The organism is Rhodospirillum centenum SW (assembly GCF_000016185.1).
GTDB classification, from domain to species: Bacteria; Pseudomonadota; Alphaproteobacteria; order Azospirillales; family Azospirillaceae; genus Rhodocista; species Rhodocista centena.
This window is the reverse complement of record NC_011420.2, coordinates 1,673,954-1,688,922: the sequence shown is the minus strand read 5'-3', so window position 1 is coordinate 1,688,922 and position 14,969 is coordinate 1,673,954. Positions and strand designations below refer to the sequence as shown.

At 72.9% G+C, this 14,969-nt stretch carries 13 protein-coding genes; 5 read left to right on the top strand and 8 right to left on the bottom strand.

Annotated features, from left to right (window positions below):
• Positions 1-138: 138 nt before the first annotated feature.
• Together RC1_RS20720 and RC1_RS07830 are read right to left on the bottom strand one after the other, a co-directional pair.
• On the bottom strand, positions 139-303 hold the full coding sequence (locus RC1_RS20720) for a DUF1328 domain-containing protein (RefSeq protein WP_012566823.1): 165 nt from the start codon (positions 301-303) through the stop codon (positions 139-141).
• Between the two features lie 241 nt (positions 304-544).
• A complete protein-coding gene (locus RC1_RS07830) occupies positions 545-751 on the bottom strand; it encodes a hypothetical protein (protein ID WP_012566822.1) in 207 nt (68 codons plus the stop codon).
• 210 nt (positions 752-961) lie between these two features.
• Here RC1_RS07830 and RC1_RS07825 point away from each other — a divergent pair, with 210 nt between their 5' ends.
• Positions 962-1,417 carry a PepSY domain-containing protein gene (locus RC1_RS07825; protein WP_012566821.1) on the top strand — a complete coding sequence of 152 codons (456 nt, stop codon included), beginning with the start codon at positions 962-964 and terminating at the stop codon, positions 1,415-1,417.
• 16 nt (positions 1,418-1,433) lie between these two features.
• Here RC1_RS07825 and RC1_RS07820 read toward each other — a convergent pair whose 3' ends face one another.
• A complete protein-coding gene (locus tag RC1_RS07820; RefSeq protein ID WP_012566820.1) occupies positions 1,434-3,152 on the bottom strand; it encodes a YjbH domain-containing protein in 1,719 nt (572 codons plus the stop codon).
• 136 nt (positions 3,153-3,288) lie between these two features.
• Positions 3,289-5,085 carry an acyl-CoA dehydrogenase gene (locus tag RC1_RS07815; protein ID WP_012566819.1) on the bottom strand — a complete coding sequence of 599 codons (1,797 nt, stop codon included), beginning with the start codon at positions 5,083-5,085 and terminating at the stop codon, positions 3,289-3,291.
• Positions 5,086-5,309: 224 nt separating this feature from the next.
• Here RC1_RS07815 and RC1_RS07810 point away from each other — a divergent pair, with 224 nt between their 5' ends.
• Positions 5,310-6,230 carry a hypothetical protein gene (locus RC1_RS07810; protein ID WP_012566818.1) on the top strand — a complete coding sequence of 307 codons (921 nt, stop codon included), beginning with the start codon at positions 5,310-5,312 and terminating at the stop codon, positions 6,228-6,230.
• Positions 6,231-6,248: 18 nt separating this feature from the next.
• Here RC1_RS07810 and RC1_RS07805 read toward each other — a convergent pair whose 3' ends face one another.
• Both RC1_RS07805 and RC1_RS07800 read right to left on the bottom strand, forming a co-directional pair.
• A complete protein-coding gene (locus RC1_RS07805; RefSeq protein WP_012566817.1) occupies positions 6,249-7,670 on the bottom strand; it encodes an FAD-binding oxidoreductase in 1,422 nt (473 codons plus the stop codon).
• A gap of 38 nt (positions 7,671-7,708) precedes the next feature.
• Positions 7,709-8,689: an L-threonylcarbamoyladenylate synthase gene (locus RC1_RS07800; protein ID WP_012566816.1), complete on the bottom strand. Its 981-nt coding sequence runs from the start codon at positions 8,687-8,689 to the stop codon at positions 7,709-7,711.
• 208 nt (positions 8,690-8,897) lie between these two features.
• On the opposite strand from RC1_RS07800, the gene parA reads away from it, so the two are divergent.
• From parA to RC1_RS20020, 3 genes are all read left to right on the top strand, one after another.
• On the top strand, positions 8,898-9,536 hold the full coding sequence (gene parA / locus RC1_RS07795) for a ParA family partition ATPase (protein WP_012566815.1): 639 nt from the start codon (positions 8,898-8,900) through the stop codon (positions 9,534-9,536).
• A gap of 127 nt (positions 9,537-9,663) precedes the next feature.
• Positions 9,664-9,963 (top strand): hypothetical protein, encoded by a 300-nt coding sequence (locus tag RC1_RS07790; protein WP_012566814.1) that lies wholly within the window; start codon positions 9,664-9,666, stop codon positions 9,961-9,963.
• 118 nt (positions 9,964-10,081) lie between these two features.
• Positions 10,082-11,302, top strand: a complete 1,221-nt coding sequence (locus tag RC1_RS20020; RefSeq protein WP_012566813.1) for a hypothetical protein — start codon at positions 10,082-10,084, stop codon at positions 11,300-11,302.
• A gap of 40 nt (positions 11,303-11,342) precedes the next feature.
• Here RC1_RS20020 and RC1_RS07780 read toward each other — a convergent pair whose 3' ends face one another.
• Together RC1_RS07780 and RC1_RS07775 are read right to left on the bottom strand one after the other, a co-directional pair.
• Positions 11,343-11,822: a peroxiredoxin gene (locus RC1_RS07780; RefSeq protein WP_012566812.1), complete on the bottom strand. Its 480-nt coding sequence runs from the start codon at positions 11,820-11,822 to the stop codon at positions 11,343-11,345.
• The gene (locus RC1_RS07775) at positions 11,819-14,866 is read right to left on the bottom strand and encodes a bifunctional [glutamine synthetase] adenylyltransferase/[glutamine synthetase]-adenylyl-L-tyrosine phosphorylase (protein ID WP_012566811.1); all 3,048 of its coding nucleotides are present in this window, start codon (positions 14,864-14,866) and stop codon (positions 11,819-11,821) included. The genes RC1_RS07780 and RC1_RS07775 overlap by 4 nt, the downstream gene beginning before the upstream one ends.
• Between the last annotated feature and the right edge of the window lie 103 nt (positions 14,867-14,969).

The window sequence follows — 14,969 nt, the reverse complement described above, 5'->3', positions numbered from 1 at the left end:
CCCCGGGCGGCGGTGACCGGACAAGACGCGGCGACCGGACAAAGAGAGGGCGGCTCCGGACCGGAGCCGCCCTTGCAGTGGAGGCTACCTCGCCTGGAAGGCTGTTCCGCCCACGGGCCTGCCGGGACGGCAGCGTCGTCAGCGGCGCCTGACCAGTCCCATGATCAGGGACACGACGAAGATCACCAGGAAGATGAAGAACAGAATCTGGGCGATTCCGGCCGATGCCGAGGAAATACCGCCGAATCCGAGTACGCCCGCAACCAGGGCGACGACAAAGAAGATCAGGGCCCAATAGAGCATCGCGTCCTCCGAATCTCGCGCAGGCCCGCCGATCCCTTCGGGGTGTCGGGCCTTGTTCGAGCGGATAACGAGGGCGCGAGGACAAAAGTTCCCCTTTCCGGGCGGCACGGGACCGTCCGGTCGGGTGCGGCCGCAAGCCCCGGGCACAGGAGCGGGGCTTGCGGGCCGGAAAGGAGGGGGCCAGGCAACCGGATGGAGTGCGGCAGAACCGGCTCAGGCACCCGGGCCAGGTCGCGGGGGATCAGGTGTCGCGGCTACGCCGGCCACGCCGCTTGCGGGCCGGGGCCTGCGGCGGCGGGGCGGGTGGGCGTGTGCAGCTCAGCAGTCCCTGATAGGCAAGCTGGATAACCTCCGGCAGAGCCTGGACGGGGGTCGGATTCGCCTTCGTGTAGGACGTGGCGATCCTGCTGGCCAGTTCCCGGAGTTCAAGGGTCGTCGTCTCGCTCATGCTCGTCTCCTGCGGCCGTCCCCACCCCCGGTCCGCTGTACCCCGGACCCTAGCGTGCGGGTCAGGGTGATACGTCTCCCCAAATGGTCCTATGTCCTTCGTCCGCAAGGGGAGAGGGTGGGGAGAGGTGCGGGAACGCGGCGCCCGCCCCCCGTGTTTGTGCCGGCATCAGCCGTAACGGACGAGGGACGATCCATGAGGACGAGCACCATGACCGCACTGGCGGCGGCCCTGCTGCTGGGAAGCGCGCCGGCGCTGGCGCAGGAGCAGGATACGGGTGCTTCCGGCGGTCCGGGGGGCTGGCCGGCCCAGGAACCTTCGGTCCAGCAGCCGGGGCAGCAGGGCAGGGCGCCTGACCCGGGCGATCCCGCCGCTGGGAGCGGGGCCGGGAGCGGGATGGACGCGGCGGAGGCTCCCGCCACTGGCGGCACGGAGGTGCTGGTCGAGATCGACGAGGTGGACGACGCTCGCCTTGGACCGGCCCAGCGCCGCCTCTCCGTGATGCAGACCACGTTGCTGAACCGCTTCAGCCAGCTCGGCTTCTCCGACGTGCGCGCGTTCCGCCGGGAGGGGGAGAGCTACGTCGCCGAGGCGGTGGACGGCGACGGGCAGGAGGTGACCGTGGTGCTGGACCCGGCCAGCGGGACCATCGTCGCCCGCCGCTGACGGCCGGGTCCGGCTCTCAGGACACCCCGTCCAGCAGGTGCCGCCAGCCGCGCGTCAGCCGGCCTGCGCCGGCCGGATCGGTCAGGGCGGCCAGCCCGCCGCGGCGGTCCAGCCGCTGCCCCGCCCTGCGGGCCAGCGGGTGCAGGCTCAGGGCCGCCCGCCCTTCGACGGGCTCGGCCACGGCACCCAGCGGCAGCGTCAGGCCCAGCGCGACGGTGACGCCGCCGGCAAGTCCGACCTCTCCGGACAGGCTTGCCCCGCTGCCGAGCCGCCGCTCCAGTGCCAGCGCAGCCCCCCAGCCGCCGTCCAGATACCGGCCGGCCCGGAGGGCAACCTCCGCATTGGTGCCCGGCAGGTCGTAGCCAGTGGTGACGAAGCCGGTGGTGACACCGCCCCGGGGCAGGAAGCGCAGGGCCTCCGGCTCGCGCTTCCAGACCTGGTGCAGCTCCGCGCCCAGCCGCCAGCGGGCCAGCGGCGGGCGCAGCATCACCTCGCCACCGGCCCCGCCATACATCTCCTCCAGCAGGCCCGCTTCCGCCAGCACGGACCAGCCGGGGGCGGGAGCGAGCGCCCAGGACGCCATCAGCCGTGACGGTGACAGACGCCGCGCGGCGAAGGCCGCCGCATCGGCACGGCCCCGGTCCGGGGCGTTGCCGTCCTCCGGCATGTCGCCGTGCGATGCCGTCAGGGTCAGGCGTGCGCTCCCCTCCAGCCGCAGTCCCGGCAGCGGGCGCAGCAGCGCACCCATGTCAGCGCTCAGGCGCCGGCCCCAGCCCTGATCCGTCGGCAACGGTCCCTGCTCCAGCAGCAGGTCCAGGCGGGGGCGCAGGAGCGGCGGGCGGGGCGGCGGTCCTTCCGCCGCGCCCAGCCGCGCCCGCCGGGCGATCTCGTCCACGCTGCCGCGGCCCTGGAGCGCCCGCTCCAGGTCGGCGGCCGGCAGATCCAGCCGGGCACCGGGCAGGCCGCCGGCGGTCAGGTCCACGCGCACCCGGCCGGTCGCATCGGCGCCCGCGATCCGTGCCGCATGGCCCGCCACCGCGGCCGTCTCCGCCTCCTCCGGGACATCCATCACGGCCCGGCCAGGGGCCGTGACCGCGAGGCGTGCCGCCCGGGCCGGCGGGCGGGGCAGGGTCGCATCCGTGGCCGTGAGGCGCAGGGTCAGGAACGGGCCGCTTCCGGCTTCCATGCCGGCGCCCAGCGTCAGCCAGGGCAGCGCCTGCCACTGCGCCGCGAGGCGGGGCCGCCGCAGCCGACCGACCCGCCCCGCCTCGGCCGACAGGGCGAGGTCGCCCGTCGCCGGAGCCCAGCGCAGGGTGCCGTAGGGCCGGACGGCGCTGTCCGTCCAGGCGGCGCCGAGGGTCAGGTCCAGCGGACCGATCCCGTGTCCCGTCGCCAGGAAACCGGCGCGGTCCGTGTCGTCGCCACCCAGCCCGCGGACCCCGGCCAGGAGCGAGGGCGTCGTGTGTCCGGCCGGCAGGACTTGCCAGGTGATGTCGGTTCCGGCCTCCCCGTCGGGCGACTGCCGCAGACCGAGAAGCAGCCCGGGCAGGGGGCGTATCCCCGCGCTCACGGTCGCCCCCTCGCGCCCCGTCTCAAGCGCCAGCCAGCCGCTGGCGTCCGTCGGCAGCACGGCGTCCGGCCGTCCCGTCGGCTCGGGCGGGGGCGGTGAGGCCCGGACGGGTCCGGGCAGCAGCAGGCAGAAGAGGAGAAGGAGGGCGGACGTGCGTCCGGTCACAGGCGTTGACCCCAGGCGGGGCCGCCGATGATGCCTCAAGCATTGGTAAACGCAACCCCGGCGCGGTCCGGTGCAGGGCTCCGTGTCGCGGCGGGGCTCCGGGTCCCGCGCATCGGCGGGACCCGGTGTTCCGGTCTCAGAACTGCTCGGCGTCCAGCGCCATGACGGCCCGGTGGCCCTCGACGATCGGCTTCAGCAGGCCGTGGACCTGCGGCAGGATCTGGTCGGCATAGAAACGGGTGGTGATCAGCTTGCCGTCCAGGAAACGCCGGTCCTCGCCCGGCGCCGCCATCAGGGCCTGCGCCGCGATCGCCGCCTTGGCCGACAGCCAGCCGCCGATGACGATGCCGGACATCCTCAGATAGGGCACGGCCCCCGCGGCCACCGCGGCGGGATCGCTCTTCGCCGTCTCCACCACCCAGGAGGTCGCCTGCTCCAGCGCGGCCGCGGCGTCCGCCAGATTGCCGCCGATCACCGCCATGTCGTCGCCCGGCCGGTCCTTGGCGGCGGCGGCCGTGTCCCTGATCTCCGCCAGCAGGCGCAGGGCGGTCTCGCCGCCGTCGCGCGCCACCTTGCGGAAGACCAGATCGTTCGCCTGGATGCCGTTCGTGCCCTCGTAGATCGGGGCGATGCGGGCATCGCGCAGGTGCTGCGCGGCGCCCGTCTCTTCGATGAAGCCCATGCCGCCATGGACCTGCACGCCCAGCGAGGCGGATTCCACGCCCAGGTCGGTGCACCACGCCTTGGTGATCGGGGTCAGCAGGTCGTTCAGCGCCTTGGCCCGGCGCCGTTCCTCGGCGTCGGGGTGGCGCTTGGCCCGGTCGAAGGCCGACGCGGTGAGGTAGGAGAGCGCCCGTGCCGCCTCGATCTGCGACTTGGCGGTCAGCAGCATGCGGCGCACGTCGGGGTGGTTGATGATGGCGACCGGGCCCGGATCGCGGCCGGTCAGCGCGCGCGACTGCACGCGCGTTTTCGCGTAGTCGCGGGCCTGCTGGTAGGCGCGCTCGGCGATGCCGACGCCCTGCACGCCCACGCCCAGGCGGGCGTTGTTCATCATCGTGAACATGTACTCGATGCCGCGGTTCTCCTCCCCGATCAGGAAGCCCGTGGCGCCGCCGTTGTCACCGAACGCCATCACCGCGGTGGGGGAGGCGTGGATGCCCAGCTTGTGCTCCAGCCCGGCGCAGCGCAGGTCGTTGCGCGCGCCCGGCGATCCGTCGGGGTTCACCAGGAACTTCGGCACGATGAACAGGCTGATGCCCTTCACGCCCGGCGGCGCGTCCGGCGTGCGCGCCAGCACCATGTGGATGATGTTCGACGTGAAATCGTGCTCGCCGTAGGTGATGAAGATCTTCTGCCCGGTGATGCGGTAGGTCCCGTCACCGGCCGGCACGGCCCGGCTGCGCACGGCGCCCACGTCCGACCCGGCCTGCGGCTCGGTCAGGTTCATGGTGCCGGTCCACTCGCCGGAGATCATCTTCTCCAGATAGAGCCGTTTCTGCTCCTCGCTGCCGTGTTCGGTCAGCAGCTCCACCGCCCCCTGGTTCAGCATGGGGCAGAGGGCGAAGCTCATGTTGGCGGCGTTCCACATCTCCTGGATCGGCATGGCCAGCGTCCAGGGCAGGCCCTGGCCGCCATGCTCCGGATCGAAGGGCACGCTGTTCCAGCCGCCCTCGGCATAGGCCCTGTACGCCTCCTTGAACCCGGTCGGGGTGCGGACGACGCCGTTGTCCAGCACGGCCCCTTCCTGGTCGCCCTGCCAGTTGATCGGCGCCAGCACGTCGCGGGCCAGCTTCCCGGCCTCCTCCAGCACCGCGTCCACCAGGTCGGGCGAGGCCGCCTCGTAGCCCGGCAGGGCGGCAACGGCGGGCAGGTCCACCACATGGTTCAGGGTGAAGCGGATGTCCTGGATCGGTGCGTTGTACGGGATCATGGTTGCAGGCGTCCTCCCAAGGATGGCCGGGCCGACTGCAAGGGGCCCGGCGGTGACCGGCCGGTACACGGCACATTCTCGTCGGGCGGGACCGGCCCGCCCTGTCGCCGGCTAACATGGCCGGAAGCCCGCCGCCGGGCAAGGGGGCGCGGGCAGCGGGGCCGATGGCGGTTGGCACGCCGGTTGCTTCCCCTTTCGGCAGACCGATGCCAGAGAGGCAGACCGTGACCAGCACCCTTTCCATCGCCCGCCCTGGGGAACTCCAGTCCGGCAGCCGCCCGGCGCAGTCCGGCGCGTCGGTCCGGGTCCTGGCGGCCGTGCAGCAGGCCAGCGCCCGGACAGGGGTCGATTTTTCCTACCTCATGGAAAAAGCTGCCGTGGAGAGCGGCTACCGGACCGACGTGAAGGCCAGGACCAGCAGCGCCACCGGCCTCTACCAGTTCGTCGACAGGACCTGGCTCGACATGGTGGAGCAGCACGGCGCCAAGCACGGGCTGGGCCGCTATGCCAGCGCCGTCCGGCGCGACGCCTCGGGCGATCCCTACGTCGCCGATCCCGCGCTGAAGCAGGAGATCCTGGATCTGCGCAAGGACCCGAAGGTCTCCGCCCTGCTGGCGGGCGAACTGGCGAACGACAACCGCCGCTCGCTGGAGGCGGACCTCGACCGGCCGGTGGACAACACCGACCTCTATCTCGCCCATTTCCTGGGGGCCGGCGGTGCCGGCAAATTCCTGTCCGCGATGGAGAAGGACCCGTCCCAGCCGGCGGCGAAGCTGCTGCCGGAGGCGGCGCGGGCGAACCGCAGCGTCTTCTACGACGAGAACGGTCAGGCGCGCTCGCTGCAGCAGATCTACGACCGTTTCGACCGGCGCTTCGGCGGCGGCACGCAGGTGGCCTCCGACAGCGTGTTCGGCACCCGCCTGGCGGAGGACACGACCTCCCAGCCCTGGCTGTCCTCCCGCTCCACCGGCTCGGCCCGGGAACCGATCTCGACCTTCACGGTGATGCAGCTCAGCGCCCTGCTGCCGCCGACGACGGACGGAGAGAAGGGCACGCGAGGCGGTGCCGGCCGCAACGGTGACGGAAACGAGGACGAGGAGAACCGGCGGACGCCCAACGTGCTGGCCGGCGCCGTGCCGGCCTGACGGCGCTGCCGGTCCCGGTCAGGGTGGCAGCACCTTGCCCGGGTTCAGCAGGTCGTCCGGGTCCAGCGTCCGCTTGATCCGGCGCATCAGGTCCAGTTCCACCGGGTCCTTGGTGGCGGCCAGCTCCGCCGCCTTGCGGCCGCCGATGCCGTGCTCGGCGCTGAACGATCCGCCCAGCTCCCGCACGATGCCGTGGACCAGCGCCGTCACCTCGGTGGCACGGGCCAGGAAATCCTTGCCGGGCATCGTCTCCGGACGGCCCACGTTGAAATGGATGTTGCCGTCTCCGGCATGGCCGAACGGGTAGGGGCGGACGCCGGGGATCAGGGCCTCCAGCGCCGCCGTGCCGCGGGCGATCAGGGCGGGAATGCGGCTGACCGGGACGGAGACGTCGTGGTGGACGACGCCACCCAGCTTCCGGCCGATCTCCGGCAGCCCCTCGCGGATGGCCCAGAGCTGGCGCCGCCGCTCCCCCGTCTCGGCGAAGGTCGCGTCCAGCACCGTGCCGGCCACCGCGGCCTCGGCCAGCGCCTCCTCCGCGGCTTCGCGCAGGGCGCGGCCGGGCATGCCGCCGCCCAGTTCCAGCAGCACGTACCAGGGTGCCGGGGCGGCCAGCGGGTCGAAGCGCCGGTCCAGAAAGGCGGCGGCGCCGTCGATGGCGAAGCGCGGCATCAGCTCGAACGCCGTCACCGCCTCGCCCGCGGCGGCGCGCAGCCGCGCCAGCAGGTCGATGGCGGCGTCCGGGTCCGGCACGGCGGCGAAGGCCGTCTCCACCTGCCGCGGACGGGGGAACAGCTTCACGCTCGCCGCCGTGACGATGCCCAGCGTCCCCTCCGCTCCCAGGAACAGGTGCTTCAGGTCGTAGCCGGTGTTGTCCTTGCGCAGCCGGCGCAGGCCGTTCCAGACGCGGCCGTCGGGCAGCACTACCTCCAGCCCCAGCACCAGGTCGCGGGCGTTGCCGTAGCGGACGGTCAGGATGCCGCCGGCATTGGTGGACAGCACCCCGCCCAGGGTGCAGGTTCCCTCCGAGCCCAGGCTCAGGGGGAACAGCCGGTCCGCCGCTTCCGCCGCCGTCTGCACCGCTGCCAGTGTGCAGCCGGCCTCCGCCACCAGGGTGAAGTCCAGCGCGTCCACGTCGCGGATGCGGTCCATGCGGCCCAGATTCAGCAGCACGGCCGGCCGCTCGCGGCGGGCGACGGTGCCCCCCACCAGCCCCGTGTTGCCGCCCTGCGGAATCACGGCCAGACCGGCGTCGGCGCAGAGCGCGACGCAGGTCGCCACCTGCTCCGTCGCGGCCGGGCGCAGCACGGCGAGCGGATGGCTCTCCTCGATGCCGCGCCAGTCGAAGGCATAGGGCGCCATCGCCTCCGCCCCGGTCAGCACGGCCGCCGGCCCCAGCCGGTCAGTCAGTCGGGCGAGGGCGGAGGCGGTGTCGGTCATGGCGGCGGGCCCTGCGGTCGCGGGACGGGAAGGAACGCTCAGCGCGGGGCGGCGGCCCGGCGCAGCCGGTCGTTGATCGCGGCACCCAGCCCCGTCTCCGGGACCGGCATCACGGCGATGCCGCGGGCGCCGGGCTTGTCCAGCGCCCGCAGCATGGCGAACAGGTTGGCGGCGGCCTCGTGCAGGTCGCCGGTGGGGGAGAGGTTCAGCCGCTCCCGCCCGCCGCGGATGAACTGGTCGGGACCGAAGGCGAGGAACGCCTCGTCCGGCTCCGGCGCCGCCGCCTCCAGGCGGACGGGCAGGGCGGGGGCGTAGTGGCTGGTCAGCATGCCGGGCGCCTTCACCCCGTCCGCCGCCGTGGCCCGGTCCACCGGACCCAGCACGGCCTCCAGTTCCTCCCGCGTCACCGAGCCGGGGCGCAGCAGCAGCGGCCGCTCCCCCGTCAGGTCCAGCACCGTGGATTCCAGCCCGATGGGGCAGCGGCCGCCGGCGAGGATCAGGCGCAGCTTTCCGCCGGCGCCGTCGGGGAACTCCTCCGCCACATGCAGCGGCGTCGTCGGGCTGACATGGCCGGAACGGTTGGCGCTCGGCGCCGCCACCGGCCGCCCGGCCGCGGCCAGCAGGGCGCGCGCCACCGGATGGCCGGGGCAGCGCACCGCCACCGTGTCCAGCCCGGCGCTGACCAGCAGCGACAGGGGCGCATCCGGCCGGCGCGGCAGCACCAGGGTCAGGGGGCCGGGCCACCACATCTCCATGGCGTGGCGCGCCCGCTCGTCCACCGTCACCAGCCGTCCGGCGGCGCCGTCGTCGGGGACATGCACGATCAGCGGATTGAAGTGCGGCCGGCCCTTCGCCTCGAAGATGGAGGCGACGGCGCGGTCGTTGCCGGCATCCGCCCCCAGTCCATAAACCGTCTCCGTCGGGAAGGCGACCAGCCCGCCCTCGGCCAGCGCCTGCGCGGCCCGGGCCTGGGCCGCCGCGGTGGGCTGCAACATCTCGGGCGGGCGGGGGGTGCTCACGGGCTGGTCCTCGGGGAAGCGGGCAGGAAGGCCGGCCCCGGTGTTCTAGCGCCCGGGGCGGGGACTGTCCAACGGGTGCGGGCCATCGGGTCGGTGTGCGGGCTCTTGTGCGCCGCACACTTGCCGTTGCAGCCGGGCCGGCGCACACTCGCCCCCCAGCGGCAGGCAGGGCGCGGCAGGCTGGGCGCGCGGAGCGCGGGAGAGGGGCATGGCGGGGCGGGTCGTCACCATCGCACAGCAGAAGGGCGGCGCCGGAAAGACGACGCTGGCGATCCACCTCGCCGTCGCCTGGAGCCTTGCCGGCCGGCGGGTGGCGACGGTGGACATCGACCCGCAGGGCAGCCTCAGCGAATGGGCGCGGCTCCGCGCCGCCGCCCTGAACGGAAGCGGTCCCGCCCTGACGCATGTGCAGGTCTCCGGCTGGCGGGTGCAGAAGGAGGTGGAGCGGCTGGCGCGCGAGCACGACATGGTCGTGATCGACAGCCCGCCGCACGCGGAGACGGAGGCGCGCATCGCCATCCGCGCCGCCGGGCTGGTGGTCGTGCCGGTGCAGCCCAGCCCCATGGATCTCTGGGCCACGCGGCCGACGCTGGAGGTCGCGCGGGCGGAGAAGCGGCCGGCCCTGCTGGTGCTGAACCGGGTGCCGTCGCGCGGGAAGCTGGTCGATGCGGTGGCGGCGCGGGCGCAGGAGCTGGGCGTGCCGGTGGCCGACGCCGCGATCGGCAACCGCATCGGCTTCGCCGGCGCCATCCTGGAGGGGCTGACCCTGATGGAGACGGACCGCCGCGCCAAGGGCGTGGAGGAGATCGAGGATTTGGCGGCGGAGATCCTGCGCCGCGCCGGCTGAGCCCTCTTGGCCCCGGTCCGGGCGATCACCACCTGAGGGCGCAAGGCGGGCCGTGTCCCACCGATGCCGGTGGAGCCCGCTCCCGGCTTGGGGTATCATCCCCGCTCAGAGCGGATGGAGATGGTGCATGGCGAACAGTCCCGGTTCCGGCAGCCCGCTCAGCGGGCTTTCCCTCGTGATCGACGCGATGCAGAAAAGCGCCCCGGCTCCCGGCAAGGACCCGGTGACGCGCAGGGTGCTGGGCGCGCTGACGGACGGGTTCGTGCCGGTGGTGGACCTGCCCGGGCGGGTGGACCTGGATCCCGAGGTCGTGGTGAAGACCGTCAACGACCTCCGCGCGAAGAAAGCCATCGACCTGCGCCAGTCCAACGGGCAATATCTGGTCGGGCTGACATCCAAGGGTTACGCCGAGGCCTTCGAGGACTGACCGGCTCTGCCGCCGCCATGTCCGCGGCTCCGGCCCTGCCGGGGAGGGAGGCATGCCGGCCGACGGGCAGAGCAGTGCAGGGTCGGCAGCTTCCGCGCCCGGCGCGGGGGACCGCCCGATGACCGCGACCACGCTGATCCAGGTCGGCGTCCTCTATGCCGGTGCGCTGGCCCTGTCGGTTCTGCACCCGCAGGGGACGACGGCCGCACTCTATCTCGTCTCCGCCGGGCTGGGCAGCTTCGTCGGCCTGACCGAACTGATCTCCCGTTACCGCGACAACCCGCTGGCCCCGCTGCGCACGAAGCCGGGATGGCTCTACATCGTCGTCAACGGCACCGCCGCGGCGGCGGCCTTCGGCCTGATCCGGCTGAACGACCTGTTCGCGGACGGTGCCCTGCCGCAGGCGCTGTCCCAGGTGCTGGTGGCGGCGCTGGGCAGCATGGCCTTCTTCCGCAGCGCGCTGTTCACCGTCCGGCTGGGGGAGACGGATGTGGCGGTCGGCCCGGCGGCCCTGCTCCAGGCGGTGCTGTCCGCGGCCGACCGTGCCTGCGACCGGCTGCTGGCGACGTCCCGCTCCACCCTGGTGATGGAGATCATGCGCGACGTGCGCTTCGAACATGCGCGCTCGCTGCTGCCGCTGCATGCCTTCCAGCTCATGCAGAATGTCAGCCTGGAGGAACAGACAGGGATCGCCAAGGACATCGCCACCCTTGCCCAGGAGCAGGTGGAGGAGGAGATCAAGACCTACAATCTGGGTCTGCTGCTGCTCCGCCTGCTGGGAGAGGACGTGCTGCGCCGGATGGTGGAGGCGCTGAAGCCGGACCTCGCCCGCCCCTCGAAGGGGGAGATGCGGATCGTCAACACCATCGCGCAGATGCCGGACGAGGATGTGGCGGAGCTGCTGGATATCGCCGTGACCCTGGTCGGCCTGCGCCGGCCGCCGTCGTCGGAGACGGGGCGTCTGGGGGCGGCGGCATCAAGCCTCGTGGCACGGCTCGGGACCGGGGGGACCGCCCGCAAGGTGGCGCTCGCCATCGACATCCTGCAACTCTTCGGGCGCAAGACGCTGCTGGACGCCATCGCCCTGCTGCGGCAGGCCCAGGCCGGCGGGGTGCCGGTGGACAAGGACCTGTCGCTGGACGATCTGCTCGGCGCCCCCCCGGGCGGTGCTCCGGGCATTACTCCGGACAGTGCTCCGGGCAAGGCTCCGGGTGGTGTGGTGGAGGATACCCCCGCCACTCCGGCGGCCGGTGTCGTGGCGCTGGGGCAGCGCCGGGCGGACCGGCCCCCGGAGGCACGGCCACACGACACCCCGCCCCCGGCAGACGCCGCTTCCTGACAGGGGTCCTCCTGACAGGCTTCTTCCTGAAAGGGCCGGGTCAGAGCCCCTTGGCCGCGGCCAGCACGGCCTCGACATGGCCGGGCACCTTGACCTTGCGCCAGACGGCGCGGACCACGCCTTCCTTGTCGATCAGGAAGGTGGAGCGGTCGATGCCCATGTAGGTGCGGCCGTACATGCTCTTCTGGACCCAGGCGCCGTAGCGCTCGGTCACGTCCGAGCCCTCGTCGGACGCCAGGATGAAGGGCAGGCTGTACTTGGCCTTGAACCTGTCATGGCTGGCGACGGAATCCTTGGAGATGCCGATGATGACGGCGTCCACCTTGCCGAAGTCGGGCATCGCCTCCCCGAAGCCGCAGGCCTCCTTGGTGCAGCCCGACGTGTCGTCCTTCGGGTAGAAGTAGACGACGACGGTCCGGCCGCGGAGCTGCGAGAGCGTCACCGAGCCGCCCCCGTCCGTCGGCAGGGTGAAGTCGGGGGCGGGGGAACCGACATCGACAGTCTTCTCGGCCACGGTCATGGCGGGCTTGTCTCCTCGTTGCGGGCGGCCGCCGGGGTGAGGGCGGCGGCGGGATCTTCGACGATGCGCCGGAAGTGTCCGTAGACCTCCGCGGCGGCGCGTCTGAGGTTGGTTTCGACCGCCGCGAAGTCAACGGCCGCCTGCCCGGTGGATTCCGCACTCTCCGACCCGGCCGCCGTCGGATCGCCGCCCCGGTCGTTCAGGATCGCCCGCGCCAGCGCCGCGCGCAGGCCCGCCGGTGCCTCCGCCGCGCGGAACCGGCCCTCCGTCGTCAGCCGCAGGAAGCCCTGCACCCGGCGCCACAGCCGCATGGTGCGGATCAGCGCGTCCGCCGTCGGCCGGTCCAGGTGTCCGCTGTCGGCCAGCCGGCCGAGCAGTTCCGTCGTGTTCGGGTGCGGTACCTCGGGACGCTCCGCGGCATGGCGCAGGGCCAGGTACTGGGCGATGAACTGGATGTCGATCATCCCGCCGCGGACATACTTCACATCCCAGATGTCGTCCGTATGGTGCTGCTGGTCGATGCGGGCGCGCATGCCCGCCACGTCGGCCAGCAGCCGGTCGGGGTCGCGCGGCGCCGTCAGCACCGCGCGGACGGTGCCCTCCAGCCGGTCGCGCAGCTCCGCCGGGCCGGTCAGCACGCGGGCGCGGGTCAGGGCCATGTGCTCCCAGGTCCAGGCGCTTTCGCGCTGGTAGCGGCCGAAGGCCTCGAAGCTCACCGCCAGCGGCCCGGAATTGCCGCTGGGCCGCAGCCGCATGTCCACGTCGTAGAGCTGGCCCTCGCCCGTCGGTGCGGTGATGGCGCTGACCAGCCGCTGCGTCAGCTTGATGAAGTAGTCGGTGGGCGTGAGCGGCTTCGGTCCGTCCGACAGGGGCGGGCCGTCGTCGCCGGCGGGCGGGACGTCGTAGACCGTGATGATGTCCAGGTCCGAGCGCAGCGACAGGGTTCCCGACCCCAGCCGGCCCATGGCGACCAGACAGAATCCCGCCCCGGGGAAGCGGCCGTAGCGGCGGGCGAAATCCTCCTCCACCGCGGCCTGGATGCGGGCCAGCCCGATCTCCGCCACGGCGGTCAGGAACGGGCCGCAGCGGTCGGCATCGCTGATGTTGCGCAGGATGTGGACGCCGGCGCGGAAGCGCTGGTCGTTCGTCCAGCAGCGGGTCAGGGTCAGCACGTCCTCGAAGTCGCGCGCCTCCGCCAGCGTCGCCGTGGCTGACGCCTCAAGCTCCTCCCGGCCGGGCAGGGGATCGAAGAAGCCGGGCGTCAGCACGGCGTCCAGCACCACCGGCCGGCGGGCGAGCTGCTCCGCCAGTCGCGGGGCGGTGCCCATGATCTCCGCCGTCAGCTCCAGCAGGCGCGGGTTGGCGTAGAACAGGGTGAAGAGCTGCACCCCCGCCGGCAGCTTCGCCAGGAACTCGTCGAAGCTCAGGAACGCCTGATCGGGATGGGGCGTGGTGCCGAACGCCGCCAGCAGGGTCGGGATCAACTCGGTCAGCAGCTCGCGCGCCCGGGTGCTGCGGGTGGCGCGGTAGCGTCCATGGTGCCAGGCCCGCACCTGCGCCGCCACGGCGGACGGGTTCTGGTAGCCCAGGTTCCGCAGGGTCTGGATCGTTTCGGGATCGTCCTCGGTGCCGGTGAAGACCAGATTGCCGGGGCCGGAGAGCGGCGGCGCCTCCTCGAACAGCCGGGCATAGTGGTCCTCCACCCGGCCCAGCGTCTCCAGCAGGTCGGTGCGGAACCGCTGCGGATCGTCGTAGCCCAGGAAGACCGCCAGCCGGGCCACGCCCTCGTCGCTCTTCGGCAGTTCGTGTGTCTGCTGGTCCTCCAGCATCTGCACCCGGTGCTCGACCCGGCGCAGGAAGCGGTAGGCCTCCTCCAGTTCCTCCGCGACCCGCGGCCCGGCGCGGCCGGCGGCGACCAGCGCGTGCAGGGCGGCCACCGTGGCCGGCACCCGCAGCGACGGGTCGCGCCCGCCGAAGATGAGCTGCTGGGTCTGGGCGAAGAACTCGATCTCGCGGATGCCGCCGCGGCCGATCTTGATGTTGTGGCCGTTGACCGTCTTCTGGCGGTGGCCCTTGTGGCTGCCGATCTGGCGCTTGATCGAGTGGATGTCCTGGATGGCGGCGAAGTCCAGGCTGCGGCGCCAGACGAAATGCCGGATGATCTGCATGAAGCCTTCGGCGGCCTCGGCGTCGCCCGCCACGGGCCGCGCCTTGATCATCGCCGCCCGCTCCCAGTTCTGGCCCAGGCTGCCGTAATAGCTCTCCGCCGCGGAAACGCTGACCGCCAGCGGTGTCGCGCCGGGGTCGGGGCGCAGCCGCAGGTCGGTGCGGAAGACGTAGCCGTCCGCCGTGCGCTCCTCCATGATCCGCACCAGTTCGCGCGCCAGCCGGACGAAGGTGCGGGTCATCTCCTCTTCGGGCACGGGCGTCACCCCGTCGTCGTAGAGGACGATCAGGTCGATGTCGCTGGAGTAGTTCAGCTCCTTCGCCCCGAACTTGCCCATGGCCAGCACGATCAGGCCGGACCCGCGCTCCGGGTCGTCCGGGTGGGGCAGGGTCATCCGGCCCGACGCCGCCGCCTGCCGCAGCAGCAGCCGGCAGGCGAGGTGCAGGGAGGTCTCCGCAAGCTCGCTCAGGGCGCCGGTCACCCGCTCCAGCGGCCACAGCCCGGCGATGTCCGCGATGCCGATCAGCAGGGCGGCCCGGCGCTTGGCGATGCGCAGCCCGCGCATCAGCCGGTCGGTGTCCGTCCCGTCCGCGTAGCCGTCCCACAGGTCGCGCAGCAGACCGGCGAACGCGGCATCGCAGCCGCTCTCCAGAAGCTCCTTCAGGAACGCCTGCTCCCGCACCAGCGCCTGGCCCAGATAGGGGCTGTTGCCCAGCACGGCGGCCAGCAGCGCGGCCCCGTCAGGCGTCTCCGCCAGCCCGCGTGCAAAGGCCACCGCCTCGGCTCCGGCGGACTCCGCCGCCTCGAACCAGCGTTCGAGGCCGACGGCGGCAAGCTGCGGATCGGCGGGCCTGGGGAAGGAATCGGCATTGAACATGGGCGGCGGACCGGGCTATGCCAGCGATGGGGCCGCGGGAGGGTGCGCCCCTGCCGCCGCAGAGGTCAAGTCCGCCCCTCCCTCCGGACTGACGGGTTCCACC

Coding starts and splice junctions, on each gene's coding strand:
- RC1_RS07780 (WP_012566812.1), bottom strand. CDS start 11,822: ATGACCGTGGCCGAGAAGACTGTCGATGTCGGTTCCCCCGCCCCCGAC.
- RC1_RS20720 (WP_012566823.1), bottom strand. CDS start 303: ATGCTCTATTGGGCCCTGATCTTCTTTGTCGTCGCCCTGGTTGCGGGC.
- RC1_RS07815 (WP_012566819.1), bottom strand. CDS start 5,085: ATGATCCCGTACAACGCACCGATCCAGGACATCCGCTTCACCCTGAAC.
- RC1_RS07805 (WP_012566817.1), bottom strand. CDS start 7,670: ATGACCGACACCGCCTCCGCCCTCGCCCGACTGACTGACCGGCTGGGG.
- RC1_RS07775 (WP_012566811.1), bottom strand. CDS start 14,866: ATGTTCAATGCCGATTCCTTCCCCAGGCCCGCCGATCCGCAGCTTGCC.
- RC1_RS07790 (WP_012566814.1), top strand. CDS start 9,664: ATGGCGAACAGTCCCGGTTCCGGCAGCCCGCTCAGCGGGCTTTCCCTC.
- parA (WP_012566815.1), top strand. CDS start 8,898: ATGGCGGGGCGGGTCGTCACCATCGCACAGCAGAAGGGCGGCGCCGGA.
- RC1_RS07825 (WP_012566821.1), top strand. CDS start 962: ATGACCGCACTGGCGGCGGCCCTGCTGCTGGGAAGCGCGCCGGCGCTG.
- RC1_RS07830 (WP_012566822.1), bottom strand. CDS start 751: ATGAGCGAGACGACGACCCTTGAACTCCGGGAACTGGCCAGCAGGATC.
- RC1_RS20020 (WP_012566813.1), top strand. CDS start 10,082: ATGACCGCGACCACGCTGATCCAGGTCGGCGTCCTCTATGCCGGTGCG.